Raw genomic sequence first — 17577 nt, 5'->3', positions numbered from 1 at the left:
GAAAGATGGAAACAAATTTAGACAAACAATTACGATACGATAAAGCTTATCTTAAAATGGCTTTTGAGTGGGCAAATTTATCCTATTGCGAACGCAAAAAAGTTGGTGCAATTATTGTTAAAAATCGAATGATTATTTCTGATGGTTATAATGGTACACCAAGTGGATTCGAGAACAAATGTGAAGACGAAGCAGGAAACACCAAATGGCATGTTCTGCATGCTGAAGCAAATGCAATTCTGAAATGTGCAACGTCAACTCAATCTGCTGAAGGAGCAACTTTGTACATTACTCTTTCGCCTTGTACAGATTGTAGCAAATTGATTTTACAGGCAGGTATAAAGCGTATTGTCTACATTCAACAATATAAAGACCTTTCAGGGTTAGATTTTTTAGAAAAAGCAGGAATAACAATTCAACAGATTACAGAAGAAGAATTATACAAGTAAATGAGAAGTTTTTTCAAAGTTATTAATGTCGTATTAATCGTACTGATTATTTTCTTGATCGGATTTATGGTTGGGAAAAAATACGACTTTGCGTTCGATGAAAACAAGGATATTGTAGGTTTGCAATATTCGGATAATGAACAGAAAATTCGTCGATTAGTTTCTTTGATAGACAACGAATATGTAAACGATGTTAATTCGGATAGTTTAGTGGATGATGCAATCAACTACATGGTTGGTAAATTAGATCCTCACAGCAAATATATAGACAAAGCTTCTGTACAAAAGGCTGAAGAACAATTGAAAGGTGAATTTGTAGGGATTGGTGTGCAATTTCGAATGTTGAATGATACAATTGTAATCGAACGAACTTTACCTGGAACTTCAAATTTTGGAAAACTTCAATTTGGGGATCAATTAATAGCTGCAGACAATCAGTCGTTAATCGGTAAAGATAACAAAACGATAGAAAATCTATTGAAAGGTAAAAAAGGGACTGAGGTTAAACTTTCTGTGATTAGAGAGGAGAAACCTCTTACAATTTCGATAAAACGGACAATTGTTCCGTTGCCAACTGTTACAGGAAAACATATGTTGACAAACGAAATTGGGTATCTAAAATTAACCCGTTTTTCTGAAAATTCGGCTAAAGAAGTTCATCAAGGTTTAAATGATTTGTTAGATCAAGGGATGCAAACCTTGGTATTCGATTTACGAGGTAATCCTGGTGGTTTAATGCATATTGCAGAAGAAATAGCGGATGAGTTTCTGACTAAAAATGAATTGATTGTTTATACACAAGACAAACAAAAACGAAAAAAATACATTTACGCAACCAATAAAGGTCTTTTTGAAGAAGGTAAAATTTATGTCTTAATGGATGAAAATTCGGCTTCTTCGAGTGAGATTGTTGCAGGAGCTTTACAAGATTATGGAAGAGGAATTATTGTGGGGCGTCGCTCTTTTGGTAAAGGTTTGGTGCAGCGCGAAATTAATTTAGGTGATGACACAAAAGTTCGGTTAACGGTTGCTAATTATTACACACCTTCGGGACGATCTATCCAAAAACCATTCGATAAGAAAACAGCAAAATACAGCGATGACTTATACAAACGATTGAAGTCAGGAGAGCTATACAATAAAGATTCAATCAAAATCAATAAAGAGTTAGAGTTTACAGCGCCATCTGGTAAAAAAGTGTATGGTGGCGGTGGAATTATACCTGACGAATTTGTTGCTTTAGATACAAATTCTGTAGCAAATTGGCTGTATTATAACCAAGACTCCAATTATTTTAATGATTTTTTATTTAAAAAAATCTATTCAATTCGCGATTTCTTTATGTTTCATAACGAGGCGATTTTTCTAAAATATTTTAGTGCCGGAATGTATAGAGATGAGTTTTTAGGTGTTTTAGGAATTCCTTCTAATGAGTTCAATCCTGTGTTTTCAACAACTGTTGATAACTATATGAAAGCAACAATCGCAGGTAGTTTATATGGTTCGCGTGCATTTTATCAAGTTTGGATGCCCGAAGATGAAATGATAAAGCGTATTTTTGAACTTGAAAAAATAACGAAGTAAATGCTGTGGAAAGATGCTTTGTATGACTATCAAATGTATCTGAAATTAGAAAAAAGAGTTTCTGACAATACGATTGAAGGTTATCTACGCGATATTCAAAAATTAATTAATTATTCGGATAAACAACCATTAGATTATTCACAAGATGATTTGAGGGATTTTGTGCACGATTTTGCCTCGAGCGATTATAGCGTTCGTTCGCAAGCACGTGTAATATCTGGCCTGAAAAGTTTCTTTGGTTACTTACAACTCGAAGATTTTAGAGAAGATAATCCAACTTCTTTACTCGAAACACCAAAAATAGGAATGAAACTTCCTGATGTACTATCAGAAAAAGAAATTGATAAAATGATCGAAGTAATTGATTTATCAAAACCAGAAGGACAGCGAAATCGTGCTATTATAGAAGTGTTATATGGTTGTGGTTTGCGTGTTTCGGAATTGATTAATCTTAAAATTTCTGATCTTTTTTTTGACGATGGTTTTATTCGTGTCATAGGAAAAGGAAACAAACAAAGACTTGTTCCGATAAGCGATTATACGATAAAATATATTAACTTGTACAAGGATAGTATTCGTATTCATATTCCTATTCAGGTTGGATACGAAGATTTTTTATTCCTAAATAGACGAGGGAAAAATTTAACACGTGTTATGATTTTTACAATTGTAAAAGAATTGTCGATAATTGCTGGAGTTAAAAAGACAATTAGTCCACATACATTTCGTCATTCTTTTGCCACTCATTTATTAAAAAATGGAGCAGATCTTCGTGCAATTCAGCTGATGTTAGGACATGAAAGTATTACGACGACAGAAATTTATACGCATGTTGATCAAGAATTTATTCGAGATGCGATTATCAAATTTCATCCAAGAAATAAATAACCATCAACCTAAATAAGATGATAAAATCATTCAAATTTTGTCCTAACTGTGGACATGCAATCAATCACTTTGATTTTAGAAAAATGACATGCAACAACTGCGATTTAGTTTATTATCAAAACGTAGCTGCGGCTGTGGCAGTTATTCTAATAAGAGAAGATAAGATTTTATTTACCGTTCGTAATAAAGAGCCAAAGAAAGGAATGTTAGATTTGGCAGGAGGGTTTACAGATCCTGATGAATCGGCAGAAAGAACATGCCAGCGCGAGATAGAGGAGGAGTTAGGAATTACAATTCCAATCGAAAAATTCAACTATTTTATTTCGCAACCCAATGATTACGAATACAAGGGAATCCCTTATAAGACCTGTGATTTAGCTTTTATTGCTGATTTTCCTGACGAAGATATTATTCTTGAAAAAGAAGAAATTGCAGCTGTAAAGTGGATTGCTATTAAGGATATTAATTTAAGTGATATCGGTTTTGATTCATTACGAAAAGTAGTTGAAACGTATATAAATTCTTTGAAATAACTAACATAATGTGATATTGAAACATTTAAAAATAATATTTCAGCTTCACATCTTAAAAAAATAAACAATGAATAAAATACTTTTATTAAGTGCTATTTTCCTAACAATAGTTTCATGTAGTACGCAAAATGTAGCGGTTGATTATGATCGAAATTTTAACTTTGAACAGAACAAGACCTATACGTTTTCTCAATCAGTGAATTTAGGTTTAAATGATTTAGATTCTGCTCGATTATTTTCTTCAATCGAAAAAGGAATGTTGTATAGAGGTTTTCAGAAAACCAATGAAGGGAATTTAATGGTTGATATTAAACCAGAAGAATTTGTTTCGACACAACAAAATTCTAATGTAGGTATCGGTATGGGAACAGGTGGTTACGGTTTTGGTGGAGGAGTTTCTGTCGGGATTCCGATCATGTCACAGAAGTTGAATCAAAACTTTATGATTTCGATGACTAATGCTGGTCGATTGGTGTGGGAAGGAACACTTAAAATTCAAATGCCTTTAAAGGCTTCTCCAGAAACGCGTGCAGCAAATATACATAAAGGGGTTACCAAGTTATTACAAAAGTTTCCACCGAAAAAGAAATAAAGAGACTGTATCACAATTTGAGAAAACAGTCTCTTTTGTGTTTTTTCTTAGACTCCAATCTGAGAAAAGTTTTAAATAGAAGATTTTTACCTAACATCATTAAGTTGTGAGACTTCTTCTTTTAAATGATTTAATTCAAGGATCGAATTATCAATATCATTTTAGCTTAACTTTTACTTCTTCTCCGTCAGATTTAACTTCTACAAATAACTCAAGAAATTCGCTACTATTTTTATAATATTCATAAGGTTTATAATAATCTGTTCTACCTCCATATCCGTTATATGCACTTCCAGTATATTGATTTCCTGAAAAAGTTGTAGTATAATTTAAAGTTCCATATAAATAATACTTACCAGGTTTCATATTCGGAAATGTAAATTCTCCACTACTATTGGTAATAGCCTCTATTCTATATCTGTAAGCAGCAGGTTCCATATAAACAAATCTATTTTTTTTTGGATTATGTTTAGCTTTATCTTTCCATAAGGTATAGTAATCATTAAAATAAGGTGTTACAGGAAATAAGATTACTTTGATTTTATTTGCATATATTTTATTTCCTGTTTTAAGACCAAAATGAGAATTAGATCGTGCTCTTGTAAATGCAACTCCAGTAATTTTTCCATTACCAATTGCGAGCATATTTTTAGTGGCTATAGAATCAAATTTTGTTTTGGGTTGAGTAATAATCTCAGTTTGCTTTTTTAATTGAGCATCCTTTACAGATTTTTCGGGTTCAACATATTGAGCATTAATAAAAAAACTAAGGTGTAGAAAAGCTCCAATTAATAAAGTGTTTTTCATAATCATTATGATTTTTAATTAATTTTAAAAATACTATAATTTTTTTAATTTCGTTATATGTTTATGTAAAACTGATTAACTTATACTAATTCGTGATTAATAGAGATTTTTTTATTTATAAATTGAAAATCAATTCGTTTTCCTCTGATTGTTGAAGTTTAGATTGTTGTAATAGTTTCAATGTTTCAAGTTGATTCGCATTAGCTTTAGCAGCAATTTTATCCAATTTTAATTCATTTTTTGCGTAATCTACAATAGCATTTAGCACTTCTGTTCCATAACCTTTGTTTTGAAATTTACGTTTCAAACGAATGTTAATAACAGGACCATATTTAGTTTGTCGTAAACCGCCCCATCCAACAAATCGTCCGCTCTTTCTTTCATGCACACCCCAAAGACCAAAACCATGCTCTTGGTAATGTTTTTCCATGCTTTCTATAAAAAACTTTGCTTCGTCTTCAGATTTATAAGGTTTTTCATTAACGATTTTCATCAATTCTTTGTCCGAATTTAATTGAAATAATTCGAATGCATCAATTTCGAAAAACTCTCGTAATACCAAACTTTTTGTTTCGCAAATAACTTTCATTAAAACGTTTTAGTTGATGCAAAGTTAATTCGATTTAGAGAATAAAAAAAGTCTTACCAATTCAGATAAGACTTTTATAGTTACTTTTTATTCGGTGTTTTAGTTTTTGGAGGTGTAGCTGTTGCTTCCGAAACTTTTTGGTTAATCTCCAATGTCAAGATTTGTCTTTTTAGATTGAAAATTTCTGTATCTTTTTGATCAATCTTAGCTTCTAAATCGTTTACTTTTTGCGTTAATTCGGCAACTTGCTTTTCTTTTTCGTTTAATTGCGCATAGAAAAGTTTAGATTTTTCTCCAGTACTATTTAAAGCTGAATACAATTCTTGCAAATTCGTATCGTGTTCTTTTTGAGCAATTCTAATCATAGATTGCGCATTCGATAAAGCGGTATCTTTGATGTGCAACTCACTCTTCGTTTTAGCTAAATCTTTTTCAAGAGTTTCTATTTTAAGATTTGCTAATTTCAACTCTTTCGATGTATTCGACTGATCGTCTAAAGCTTTGTAGTAATTAATTTCTAATTCTTGGTGTTGTTTCTGAGGTACGCAACTTGTAATTGCGAAAAGGGTAAAACAACAAAGTACAATTTTTTTCATTTCTATAATCTTAAACGTCTAACTCTAATAAAACAGGACAATGATCCGAGTGCTTTGCATCTGGTAGAATTGTAGCACGCGTCATTTTTTCTTCTAAAGTAGTACTTACCATATTGTAATCTATTCTCCAACCTTTATTATTGTTGCGAGAATTTGCTCGATAAGACCACCATGAATAATGATGAGGTTCTTTTACAAAATATCGGAAAGAATCAATCATGTTACACTCATCAATAAAAGCTGACATCCATTCTCTTTCGATGGGTAAAAATCCCGAAACTTTTGCGTTACGAACAGGATCATGAATATCAATTGCTTCGTGACAGATGTTGTAATCACCACAAATTACTAAATTAGGATGTGATATTTTAAGCTCTTTGATGTAATCCTTAAAATCATCACAAAACTGTAATTTAAAATCTAATCGATCAATATTAGTTCCACTTGGTAAATATAAACTAATGACGGAAACATTGTCAAAGTCAAGCCTCAAAACACGTCCTTCTCTGTCAATATAATCTATTCCAGTTCCGATTTGTACGTGATTAGGTTTTATTTTAGAAAAAATTGCGACACCGCTATATCCTTTTTTCTCTGCAGCATGCCAATAAATATGGTAGCCCAAATCCTCGAAGGGTTTTGTGTCTACTTGTTCTTGCATCGCTTTTGTTTCTTGAATACAAAAAACATCTGGTTGTGCGGCTTCTAACCAATCAACCAAACCTTTGGTTATCGCAGCGCGAATTCCATTTACATTGTAACTGATGATTTTCATAGAAAGCGAAATTAATAAATATTTATGACGGATTGATTTAGAATGATAAATAAAGTGAATATTTTTTGTAACTTTTTAGAAATTAATACGTCTTAATAATAAAAAGCATCAATATGAAATACATTGTTCTTCCTATTTTAATAGTCAGTTCGTTTGGATTAGCGAGTTGTTCGGTAGATTTAAATTCTAAATCTCCTGCTTCTAATTATTTAGATCGCGCAGAAGCAAGTGATAATACGATCAAAGAGATACGAAAAATTTCTTCTTTTGAAGGAATTGATGTCAGTAGTGCAATAAATGTAACGGTTTCTGATGGTAATTATGATGGCGAAATTTCTGTTGAAGCCCCAGATAATATATTGGATAGAATTGTAACCGAAGTAGAAAAAGGTATTTTAGTGATTAAAATTAAAGGTACTGTTAATCTGAAAAATGCTACGATTAAAGTTAACTTTCCACATAAAAAATTACGTTCATTCAATCTTTCTGGTGCAACGAATGTAACCGTTATTCCAACCCAAAAAGTAGAAAAATTAGCAGTAGATTTATCGGGAGCAAGTAATTTGAAATTAGATGTAGTTTCTAATTCTATTTCTGTTGATAATTCTGGCGCTTCAAGCATGAAAATTACTGGAAATGTACAGGATTTAAACATCTCTGTTTCGGGAGCATCATCGTTTATTGGAAAAGAGCTTAAAGCTGCAAATGTAACAGTAGAGTGTTCTGGTGCAAGTTCAACAACTGTTTGGGCTGTGAATAGCTTGACTGCCGATAGTTCTGGAGCAAGTTCTGTTCGCTATGTAGATGAAAATGGATTGAAAACGAAAGTAAGTACTTCTGGAATGTCTTCAATAAAAAAGATGTAAGTCTTTTATAAATGTAAAATATTAGCATAAAAAAATCGGATGAATTTTATCCGATTTTTTTATGTTTTTAAATGTTTTATATTAAAACTGCCAACCTAATGTTAACAAGAATAAATTGTTGTCTAATTTAACTTTTGGTGCATACGTATTAGGTAAAGAAACAAAATTGTAGCTTGTGTCAATATAATCTGTTCCACCTATTAACTGTTGGTATTTTTGAGTTTGGTATTGATAAGCAGCATCAATATAGAATCCTCTAAAATCGTATCCTAAACCAAAACTTGCACGGTTAATATCTCCTTGAAAAGCTTTAGATAAAACAGCAGCGTTTGTTACCACATTGTTTTCATTTGCTAAATCGATAGAGAAATCTTTGTAAGGAGAAGTGACATAGTTGTATCCGGCTCTTACTTTGAAACGATCTACACGATACTCTGCACCAACTCTAACTTCGCTCGAGTTCTTTACAAAATGATTGATGAAGTTGTTTGTATTATTGAAATATTGAGAAGGTTTTAATTTTGTGTCGTTATTCATGTGGTACGTATAATCAGCACCAATTGATAAGTTTTTACCCACAACAAAACCTAAACTTCCTACTAAACGTCCACCACGAGTCATGTCATAATCTGAAGAATACATATAGTAAGAATCAACTGCTCCATCATTGTTAAAGTTTGCAGCATAATAATCTTCAGCAACATTGTACCAAACAGGAGAATGATAAGCTGCTCCTAAACGTACATTGTGGTTCACTTTGTAAATAGCTCCTAAAGAGAACGAAAAGCCTTGTCCTATTTCACTATAAGGTGCGCCATCTGCGTTATAAACATAGGTTTGACCATTGTTATCATCACGTTCGGCATATTGTTCAAATCCTGAATAATTTGTTTCATGAAAATTTAATCCTGCACCTAAATAGATTTTATCATCATAACTTGTACCTAAATTAACCGAGAATTTAGATTTGTATCCGTCAATATCTTTAATGTAACCATTAAAAGTTCCATCAGGATCAGTAAACTTAATCCCTTCGTTCGTGCCAATTGTTGAATAATTGTCTAAGCGTTGATTAAGAAAAGCTACTCCAACAGAAAACCTGTTCCATTTAGAACCAGGGTTTTCGAAAACAAATGTTCCTCCGAATTGTTGAAAATCAAAATTACTATCAGATTCTTTTATTTTTGTTCCAAAAGTAGTTGTGTTGTTAAATGTAGAAACTCCAGCTGTAAATTGTACATCAGAATTAATTGCAACACCTAATCCTGCAGGGTTTTGTTCTACAGAGTTTATATCACTTCCTAAAGCTCCAACAGCTCCACCAACACCAATATATTTGGCATTTCCACTATTGATATCTTGAGAGTATAAATTAATTGCGTTTGTAGAGTACTGAGTGTCGTAACCTGTACCTTGTTGTGCAAAAGCAAATGCACCAATTAAGGTGCAAAGGCTTGTAATTATTTTTTTCATTATTAATTATCTAAATCAAATTATCTTCTTCCTCCACCACGAGAGCCTCCGCCTCCCATGCTTCCACGAGATCCACCTCCCATGCTTCCGCTGCTCATGCTACTTCCTCTACTTGGAGCGGGAGTTGAGTATGAAGGACGAGAGTTATTCATACTTCCTCTGTCGTAACTTCTACTTGGTTGTTGATATTGTTGTGCTTCTCTCGTTGGTCTTGTGTTGTATGTTGGTTGCTGTGTTTGAGCTGGTCTTACTTCACGAGTTGGACGAGTTGTGTTATTTTGTCCCTGATTAACAGAAGGTCTAACTTCTCTTGTTGGACGTGTATTGTTTATTTGTCCTTGATTGATCGTTGGTCTTACTTCACGAGTTGGACGAGTTGTGTTATTTTGTCCTTGATTAACAGAAGGTCTAACTTCTCTTGTTGGACGAGTTTCTCGAACAGTACTTGTACTTCCTGGTCTCACTTCACGAGTAGGACGAGTTGCAGAACCGTTAATATTACTAACTCTTGAAGGTCGAATTCCGTTAGAGACATTTCCTCTTCCGTAACTTCCTATTGGACGTGTTGAATTGATTGAGTTATTAAAACGACCTCCGTTTCTATATCCTGGCTGAGAATAAATCCCTCTTGGACGATAGTATCCATAATATCCATTACCATAGTAACCAGGATATCCATACCAATTATTCCATCCATAATATCCTGAATAGTAAGGTCTGTTCCAACCCCATCCGTAGTAACCATTGTACCAAGGGCTGCTCCAACCCCAACCGAATGAGATCCCAAATCCATTTCCGTACCATCCGCCATACCAAGGGTTATAATAACCCCAATGATATGGATTATAAAATCCACCCCAGCCATAGCTGTACCAAGGATAGTTGTTCCAAATGTTAATTTCTACACCGTCATTTCTTCCCCAATTATAACTGTTAGTTCCGCTTAGTGAAAGCGTATAATCATTGTTTCCGAAATAGTTGTATCCACCTAAATCGTATCCGTTAATTTTAACTTTTGTTGTCGATTTTTCAGAAGTGCCATTTTGTGTACTATCCAAATCATCTTGGTAATAAAATTGCTCTGCTCCATTTCCTTCGGCATCAAAGTATGGACTACCAATTTTTATTTCTCCAAGATTATCTTGTTCATTATCGTCTTGTGGTTGAGCTTGTTGATATGTTTTATCTGTTTTCGGGTTGTAATAAACACCGTCGCTTTCGTAACCACTTGGTTGATAAGTCGAACAAGAAGAAATTCCTAACGCGGCTACCAGTAATAGAGTAGTTGAAGAAATTTTATTAGAAATTTTATAAACTTTGTTCATAATTATAAATTTACATCGTTTGTAATAATTAAATTTGCATAAATTTAATGGCAATAATAATGCCAAGTAAAGATACGAAACTTATCAACAAATATAAAAGATTATGGCAAAATTAACAACTCGTGCTGAGGATTATTCTAAGTGGTACAATGAGCTTGTTGTAAAAGCGAATCTAGCTGAAAATTCGAAGGTTAGAGGTTGTATGGTGATTAAACCATACGGATATGCTATTTGGGAAAAACTACAAGCAGAACTAGACAAAAGATTTAAAGAAACTGGTCATCAAAATGCTTATTTCCCCTTATTTGTTCCTAAAAGTTTATTCGAGGCCGAAGAAAAAAATGCAGAAGGTTTTGCAAAAGAGTGTGCAGTTGTTACACATTATCGATTAAAAAATGATCCAGATAACAAAGGAAAATTGATCGTGGATCCCGAAGCAAAGTTAGAAGAAGAATTAATTGTTCGTCCGACTTCCGAAGCAATCATTTGGAGTACTTACAAAGGTTGGATACAATCGTATCGCGATTTACCAATCTTAATTAATCAATGGGCAAATGTTGTTCGTTGGGAAATGCGTACACGCTTATTTTTAAGAACAGCTGAATTTTTATGGCAAGAAGGACATACTGCTCACGAAACACAAGAAGAAGCAATTGCAGAAGCACAACAAATGCAGGAAGTGTATGCTGATGTGGTAGAGAATTTTATGGCTATTCCAGTTGTAAAAGGTAGAAAATCAGATTCTGAACGTTTTGCTGGTGCTGATGATACGTATACAATCGAAGCATTGATGCAAGATGGTAAAGCCTTACAAGCGGGAACTTCTCACTTTTTAGGTCAAAATTTTGCGAAAGCATTTGATGTGAAATTTGCAAGTAAAGAAGGTAAACAAGAGTATGTTTGGGCAACTTCTTGGGGTGTTTCTACTCGTTTGATGGGGGCATTAATTATGACTCATTCTGACGATTTAGGATTGGTTTTACCTCCGAAATTGGCACCAATTCAAGTGGTGGTTGTTCCAATTTATAAAACTGAAGAACAATTAGAAGAGATTCGTCAAGTGGTTGATAAATTTACGTCAGAATTGAAATCGAAAGGAATTTCAATCAAATTTGATGATGATGATAAAACGAAACCAGGATGGAAATTTGCTGAATACGAACTGAAAGGTGTTCCTGTACGAATTGCAATAGGTCCAAAAGATTTAGAAAAAGGTCATGTTGAGGTAGCGCGCCGTGATACGTTAGAAAAACAATTTATTGCTTTAGATCATGTTTCAACAGAGGTAGAAAAATTATTAGAAGATATTCAAAATAATTTATTCCAACGTGCAGTAGACTTCCGCGATACGCATACAACAGAAGCTTCAACTTTCGAAGAATTTAAAGATATTATCGAGCAAAAAGGAGGTTTTGTTTCTGCCTTATGGGATGGAACAGAAGAAACGGAAGAAGCAGTGAAAAATGCAACAAAAGCAACTATTCGTTGTATTCCTCAAGCGTTCGAAATACCAACAGAAGGAGTGGATGTTTTCTCTGGAAAACCTGCAAAATACAGAGTTTTATATGCGAAAGCGTACTAAAAATTAAATCTTACTAATAAAAAAAGAAGCTATTTATAGCTTCTTTTTTTATTTTGTCTTATGTTATTCTGATGTAATTGCTGTAGTAGGAAAACTATTTTTTTTAGTTTTTAACACGTTTAAAATAAATTCTTTGAATCTGGATACTCTTAAATATTTTGGAAATGAAGTTTCCTTTTTTTAGAGTAATATGTATTCATTCTTCAACGTTTTATGTGAGTACCCTCCCACTTAGACCGAATAAACCTCCCTATTTATTCGGTATAGATGCGATAAAAACGCACTATAGAGGTAGTATAAAGGCGTTATAGAAGGATGAATGTAAGCAATCGAATTGAAAGAATCTTGAAAAAATAGAAGCGTTTCTAATTCATTGAAGCTGATTGATAAATATAGTATATTATGGTCGATTTCAATCAATCTTTTATTAAAATTAATTGAACAAATTTTCCAATAAATTCTCAAACAAAAACTGTTCTAATTGTTATAATTAACTATGGTAGGGCGAAGAAAGGGAAGATTTAAACAAAGGAATAACAAAAATTACCTATAATTTCTTAAATTTACCTACAGAAGTTCTTTGGAATGCAACCAAAAAGATCAATTATACCTACGATGCAAGTGGTGTAAAGTTAAGAAAAATCGTAACAGATGGGACTACCATTACTACAACCGATTATTTAGGTGGTTTTCAGTACCAAAACAATGTATTACAGTTTTTCCCAACAGCAGAAGGATATGTTAATGTGACCAATGGTACAGCATTTAATTATGTGTACAATTATACTGATCATTTTGATTCATGAATGAAAAACTTTAATAAAGTTTTTCGTGAAATGACCCGAGTGAAGCGAGTGTACGCGTAAGTTATGCATGGGACAATGTAAACAGTAAATTAAAAACCGTAAACGAAGACCATTATTATCCGTTTGGCTTACAACACCAGGGGTATAATAAACCACCGAAAGATATTACAGGAGGTATTGGAAGTGTGGAAATAGGCATTGGATTAGGAACAAGTTCTGGTTCTGCGAATTATAAGTACAAATACAACGATTATAGAGAAAAAAGTTTTGAGTAAACTTTTAGCGAATATACCGCACGAAGTGCTGAACTGCAAGAGGAGTTCAACATAAACCTTTACGACTACGGCGCAAGAAACTACGACCCTGCTATTGGTAGATGGATGAATATAGATCCTTTAGCGGAAAGTTTTTATGATGATTCTCCTTTTACTTACGCACTTAATAATCCTGTTTACTTTATTGACCCTACAGGAATGTCTTCCGAACCTAACGATGTAGAAGAAACTGATTGTAGTAAGAAAGGTGACTGTGTTCAACTTGCTGAAGTTGTAGTTACCGCAAAAAGAAGTAGTAATCCTTATGATAATAAGAACGTTGCTGCTAATTCCAGAGCTTTACATACTGCAATAAATAACACTCCTGCTACTAGAAATATTGACCAAGGTATAAAAGATTTCACAGGAATGCTTAGTCCTGCCATTGCAGCTGTTTATCTTTTAGATGATTTAAATCGAGGTAAAGAGGTTGATAAACTTGATTATATAGCTATTGTTCCTGCTTTTAAGTTAGCCAAGTTTAAAGCATTTGGTACAATTATTCAAAAAACAACTCCTGTTGTAGATAATATTTCAAAAGTTTTGAAATTTGGAGGGGATGAAGCTATTGAGCATTTTGGTAAACATGGGAAAAGTGTTATGGATGCCTTAGGAAAAACAGCTTATAATCTAAAAGATTATGTAAATGACGCTAATTATGTAATTCAAAATGGAATTTTTGTGCCAGAGAAAAACGCTTTTGTTAAATTAATAGGAGGTACGGGTAGTGCAAAATATGCATTCGTTGGCTTAAATAGATCTACAGGAGAAATTACAACTTTCCATATAAAAACAGCGAAAGAGTTGTCTAAATCAGCTCCAAGTTTAGGTATAAAATTTTAAAATATGGTTCTTATTAATAAAATAAATTGGATTTCAAAAAATGCCCAAGAAGCTGAAGTTTATTTATATGATGGTACATTTGAATTAAAATGTTTTAGTCAACCATTTTCTTTAAAAGAAGGTGATATAATTAATGATAAACTTTACACATACAATACTCAAAAAATTTATTATTCAGAAAATAAAGATTTTTATGTAAAAAAAAATGGAAGTTTGTTTGAATACGAATTATGTGGAAAAATAATAGATAAATCTTTAAATCTTATAAAGATAGGAGAATTTATCATTGAACTAGATATTGCTTTTCCAGATGATTTATTTGAAAAAGATTATGTCGTAATTTTCTGTGAAAGAATTGATATTTATTAAAGGGTTAGTGTTCCAGATGTGTTGGTACCCCACACTCACAATAGTACAAAAGGCAAACCAACGTTTGTCTTTTGTTATTTTATAAAGTTGCTACATTTTTATTAAAGAAATCTTTAAATTTTTTAGTGGTTAGCATTTTATCCACCATTCTAAAAATCATCGATTTATCCTCTTCATCCAATTGGTTTATCAAATGTAATTTTTCAAAATCGGGTTTATCTTCAATCGTAATTTCTTCAGGAATGGTAGTGTTCCAACTGTGTTGTTTTTACACAATACTCACAAAAACAATTAATTAACTATAAAATAATTTTACTCAATAGTGGACTAATCTCTACTATTGGGTATTTTTATGCGTTTAAAACAGCTAAAGTCAATTCATTTGATAAGTTTGTGTATCAGATGTGTTGGTAGAAAATTTTAACACAATTTAATCTTTAACAATGTATGACAAAATCAACTTTTACGATAGAAAATCAAGCAAAAATGTGTTCCAATTGTTCTGATAAATTAATCAAATATGGAAAAACGAAGAACGGAAAACAACGTTATAAATGTAAAATTTGTCAAAAAACGAGTGTAGAAAATTATAACAATTGTAGGTGTTATGAGGCTTTGAACAACCTTACACCTTCGGATGTTTATTTTGGTAGAGCAGATAAAATTTTGGAACAAAGAGCAATTATTAAACAACAAACAATTGCAAAAAGAAGGCAGTTGTATTTTCAAGAAAAAATAATAAATTTATAAACCAAACACTCTCTTAATTTTTAGAAAGAAGTGTCCAAATTATTTTGACAACGTACAGTGTATGATTATGAAAATGCAAATAAAAGTAATAAGTTACAGAAGGTAACCGATTCATCTCTAACTTTAGGCTTCAACGATGGAAACAAAACAGGAAACGATTATACGTATGATGTCAACGGGAATCTAACCAAAGATTTAAACAAAGGAATAGCAGGAATTACCTATAATTTCTTAAATTTACCTACAGAAGTTCTTTGGAATGCAACCAAAAAGATCAATTATACCTACAATGGAGCAGGTGTAAAGTTGAATAAAGTTGTAACAGACGGAACTACTGTAAGCACAACAGAGTATCTAGACGGATTTCAGTATAAAGATGGTGTATTGCAGTTTTTCCCAACAGCAGAAGGTTATGTCAATGCGATAACAGCAGGAGCAGTAGGTTACAATTACGTCTACAACATGACCGATCATTTTGATTCATGAATGAAAAACTTTAATAAAGTTTTTCGTGAAATGACCCGAGTGAAGCGAGTGTACGCGTAAGTTATGCATGGGACAATGTAAACAGTAAATTAAAAACCGTAAACGAAGACCATTATTATCCGTTTGGCTTACAACACCAGGGGTATAATAAACCACCGAAAGATATTACAGGAGGTATTGGAAGTGTGGAAATAGGCATTGGATTAGGAACAAGTTCTGGTTCTGCGAATTATAAGTACAAATACAACGATTATAGAGAAAAAAGTTTTGAGTAAACTTTTAGCGAAAATACCGCACGAAGTGCTGAACTACAAGAAGAATTAAGCCTCAATTTATACGACTACGGTGCACGAAACTACGACCCTGCTATTGGGCGTTGGTTCAACATCGATCCATTGGCGGAGAAGATGCGTCGCTATTCGCCTTACAACTATGCGTTTAACAATCCTATACGTTTTATAGATCCCGATGGGATGGCTCCTGATGATTGGATTAGAAAAGGAGATACTTGGACTTGGGCACAAGGAGTAACATCTAAAGAGCAAGCTTTTGAAGCTGGATATGATGGATATTCGGATGGAAAAACGAATAACACTTATTCTACTACTAGGAATACAACTGTTACACTTGGTGAATATGGAACATGGACAGAGAGTGATAATATTAGTTCAGATCCTGTAGGGGTAACTAAAAATAAAGAAGAATCATCTTCTACTTTAGACAAGGTTGTTAGCTCCGACGAAGTTGGTAAATTAGGTATTACAGGTTCTGTAATAAGTGAAGGTGTAAGAAATCTAGAAAAAGCTGTTGAAGCTAGAGCAGGAATTTTTCTAACTGATAATAAAACTGTTATAGAAGCAGGTAGTATTCGCCAACTTAATAGTTCTACCTACAAAGGAATAAAAAATCTGAGTAGAGGTTTAGGTGCTGCTGGTGTTGTTATGACATTAGCTACTATAGGCAATGATATTGATAAAGGAAATTATTATACAGCAGGAACTAGAACAGCTGTAAACTTAGGGATAGCAGGTATAGGAACCATGTGTGCTCCTTGTGGTTTTGCTTTATCAATAGGAGAAGCTACTTTAGGTGATCGCTTGTATAATTATGTTGAGAAAAATTTTGATAAAAAATGATAGTATTTGATTTTGTAGCCTATAAGGTATATAAGATGGTAAAGAAAGGGAGGCAGTATGAGGGAGTTGAGAAAATAGCAACAGCATTTCTATTAGCTTTCCCTGTAACTATTTTAGTATCCACAATAATTAACAATATGGGTAAAATTTATAATCTAAATATAGTTGATTTTTTGTATAAATTTGGAAGACTACCTTTTTTTATTGTTTTTACAATTCCTATGATGTTAGTTATTGCTCTATATTTAAACAAAATTTCAGTAGATATTGAATATCGAATTTCAACAAACTCTATTTTGAAAAAAATGGATAAAATACCTAATCTTATAATTTACTTTCTTTTTGGAATATTAAATTTTATCCTTTCTGTAATAATCAATGAGTTTACAATAAAATATTTGATCTAATATAGTTTAACTAAGAAGAAAACAATATCATAAATTTAATGAATAAAATTTTAAAATAACCAAATCCCGCAATTGCGGGATTTGTGTTTTATCTTGTAAGTTTTTTTATAAACTATATACTTTTCTAGTTTTGAATTGTAGCTACGTCAGATCATTTGGATATCCTAACTAGAAAAGATATAAAAGTTTACTTAACATAATTTTTATTATAGTCGTGTTTGTTTTGGGGTAATTGATTGATTTTAAAGCAGTGCCGAAATAGATAAATAAAATTTAAAAAAGTACTCCTCTACAAGGCTCTAAAATCATTAAAATTGGTTTATTTAAACAGGGGTAGTGTTCCAAATGTGTTGTTTTTACACAATACTCACAAAAACAATTAATTAACTATAAAATAATTTTACTCA

Annotated in this window: 19 protein-coding genes; 13 read left to right on the top strand and 6 right to left on the bottom strand. The window is 32.5% G+C overall.

From position 1 onward, the window contains the following. The first annotated feature begins 5 nt into the window (after positions 1 to 5). The 5 genes from HX088_RS09120 to HX088_RS09100 all read left to right on the top strand — a co-directional run bounded on the left by HX088_RS09120 (position 6) and on the right by HX088_RS09100 (position 4046). Positions 6 to 449 carry a deoxycytidylate deaminase gene (locus HX088_RS09120; protein WP_171621859.1) on the top strand — a complete coding sequence of 148 codons (444 nt, stop codon included), beginning with the start codon at positions 6 to 8 and terminating at the stop codon, positions 447 to 449. Further along, on the top strand, positions 450 to 2033 hold the full coding sequence (locus HX088_RS09115; protein ID WP_188319210.1) for a S41 family peptidase: 1584 nt from the start codon (positions 450 to 452) through the stop codon (positions 2031 to 2033). Continuing rightward, entirely contained in the window at positions 2034 to 2921 is an 888-nt protein-coding gene (gene xerD / locus HX088_RS09110) for a site-specific tyrosine recombinase XerD (protein WP_171621861.1), read from the top strand. Between the two features lie 17 nt (positions 2922 to 2938). After that, a complete protein-coding gene (locus HX088_RS09105) occupies positions 2939 to 3454 on the top strand; it encodes an NUDIX domain-containing protein (RefSeq protein ID WP_171621862.1) in 516 nt (171 codons plus the stop codon). A gap of 67 nt (positions 3455 to 3521) precedes the next feature. After that, positions 3522 to 4046, top strand: a complete 525-nt coding sequence (locus HX088_RS09100) for a DUF4136 domain-containing protein (protein ID WP_260541997.1) — start codon at positions 3522 to 3524, stop codon at positions 4044 to 4046. Positions 4047 to 4202: 156 nt separating this feature from the next. Here HX088_RS09100 and HX088_RS09095 read toward each other — a convergent pair whose 3' ends face one another. From HX088_RS09095 to HX088_RS09080, 4 genes are all read right to left on the bottom strand, one after another. Next, positions 4203 to 4853 carry a peptidase associated/transthyretin-like domain-containing protein gene (locus HX088_RS09095; protein WP_225542175.1) on the bottom strand — a complete coding sequence of 217 codons (651 nt, stop codon included), beginning with the start codon at positions 4851 to 4853 and terminating at the stop codon, positions 4203 to 4205. 115 nt (positions 4854 to 4968) lie between these two features. After that, the gene (locus tag HX088_RS09090; RefSeq protein ID WP_286483975.1) at positions 4969 to 5442 is read right to left on the bottom strand and encodes a GNAT family N-acetyltransferase; all 474 of its coding nucleotides are present in this window, start codon (positions 5440 to 5442) and stop codon (positions 4969 to 4971) included. An 80-nt stretch (positions 5443 to 5522) separates the two neighbouring features. Next, a complete protein-coding gene (locus HX088_RS09085; RefSeq protein ID WP_260542004.1) occupies positions 5523 to 6038 on the bottom strand; it encodes a hypothetical protein in 516 nt (171 codons plus the stop codon). A 10-nt stretch (positions 6039 to 6048) separates the two neighbouring features. After that, positions 6049 to 6813: an exodeoxyribonuclease III gene (locus HX088_RS09080; protein WP_171621866.1), complete on the bottom strand. Its 765-nt coding sequence runs from the start codon at positions 6811 to 6813 to the stop codon at positions 6049 to 6051. A 113-nt stretch (positions 6814 to 6926) separates the two neighbouring features. Here HX088_RS09080 and HX088_RS09075 point away from each other — a divergent pair, with 113 nt between their 5' ends. After that, complete coding sequence (locus HX088_RS09075; RefSeq protein WP_188319207.1) at positions 6927 to 7679, top strand: head GIN domain-containing protein; 753 nt, start codon at positions 6927 to 6929, stop codon at positions 7677 to 7679. An 81-nt stretch (positions 7680 to 7760) separates the two neighbouring features. Here HX088_RS09075 and HX088_RS09070 read toward each other — a convergent pair whose 3' ends face one another. Continuing rightward, a complete protein-coding gene (locus HX088_RS09070; protein WP_284583232.1) occupies positions 7761 to 9152 on the bottom strand; it encodes an OmpP1/FadL family transporter in 1392 nt (463 codons plus the stop codon). Positions 9153 to 9172: 20 nt separating this feature from the next. Continuing rightward, positions 9173 to 10477, bottom strand: a complete 1305-nt coding sequence (locus tag HX088_RS09065) for a hypothetical protein (RefSeq protein ID WP_286483974.1) — start codon at positions 10475 to 10477, stop codon at positions 9173 to 9175. 103 nt (positions 10478 to 10580) lie between these two features. On the opposite strand from HX088_RS09065, the gene proS reads away from it, so the two are divergent. The 7 genes from proS (at position 10581) to HX088_RS09030 (ending at position 17170) form a co-directional block, all read left to right on the top strand. After that, positions 10581 to 12059 carry a proline--tRNA ligase gene (gene proS, locus HX088_RS09060; RefSeq protein WP_188319204.1) on the top strand — a complete coding sequence of 493 codons (1479 nt, stop codon included), beginning with the start codon at positions 10581 to 10583 and terminating at the stop codon, positions 12057 to 12059. A gap of 1114 nt (positions 12060 to 13173) precedes the next feature. Continuing rightward, on the top strand, positions 13174 to 14022 hold the full coding sequence (locus tag HX088_RS09055) for an RHS repeat domain-containing protein (protein WP_353619299.1): 849 nt from the start codon (positions 13174 to 13176) through the stop codon (positions 14020 to 14022). A gap of 3 nt (positions 14023 to 14025) precedes the next feature. After that, on the top strand, positions 14026 to 14391 hold the full coding sequence (locus HX088_RS09050; protein ID WP_286483973.1) for a hypothetical protein: 366 nt from the start codon (positions 14026 to 14028) through the stop codon (positions 14389 to 14391). A gap of 447 nt (positions 14392 to 14838) precedes the next feature. Further along, positions 14839 to 15141, top strand: coding sequence for a transposase-like zinc-binding domain-containing protein (locus tag HX088_RS09045; protein WP_286483985.1), 303 nt, complete (start codon positions 14839 to 14841; stop codon positions 15139 to 15141). A 57-nt stretch (positions 15142 to 15198) separates the two neighbouring features. Beyond that, positions 15199 to 15627: a hypothetical protein gene (locus HX088_RS09040; protein WP_188319201.1), complete on the top strand. Its 429-nt coding sequence runs from the start codon at positions 15199 to 15201 to the stop codon at positions 15625 to 15627. 368 nt (positions 15628 to 15995) lie between these two features. Next, positions 15996 to 16763: an RHS repeat-associated core domain-containing protein gene (locus HX088_RS09035; RefSeq protein WP_498801439.1), complete on the top strand. Its 768-nt coding sequence runs from the start codon at positions 15996 to 15998 to the stop codon at positions 16761 to 16763. Further along, a complete protein-coding gene (locus HX088_RS09030) occupies positions 16760 to 17170 on the top strand; it encodes a hypothetical protein (RefSeq protein ID WP_286483972.1) in 411 nt (136 codons plus the stop codon). The genes HX088_RS09035 and HX088_RS09030 overlap by 4 nt, the downstream gene beginning before the upstream one ends. The last annotated feature ends 407 nt before the right edge of the window (positions 17171 to 17577 follow it).

Source organism: Empedobacter sp. 225-1 (assembly GCF_030328185.1).
Lineage (GTDB): Bacteria > Bacteroidota > Bacteroidia > Flavobacteriales > Weeksellaceae > Empedobacter > Empedobacter stercoris.
The sequence above is the reverse complement of the archived record's forward strand: the minus strand, read 5'-3'. Positions and strand labels throughout refer to the sequence as shown.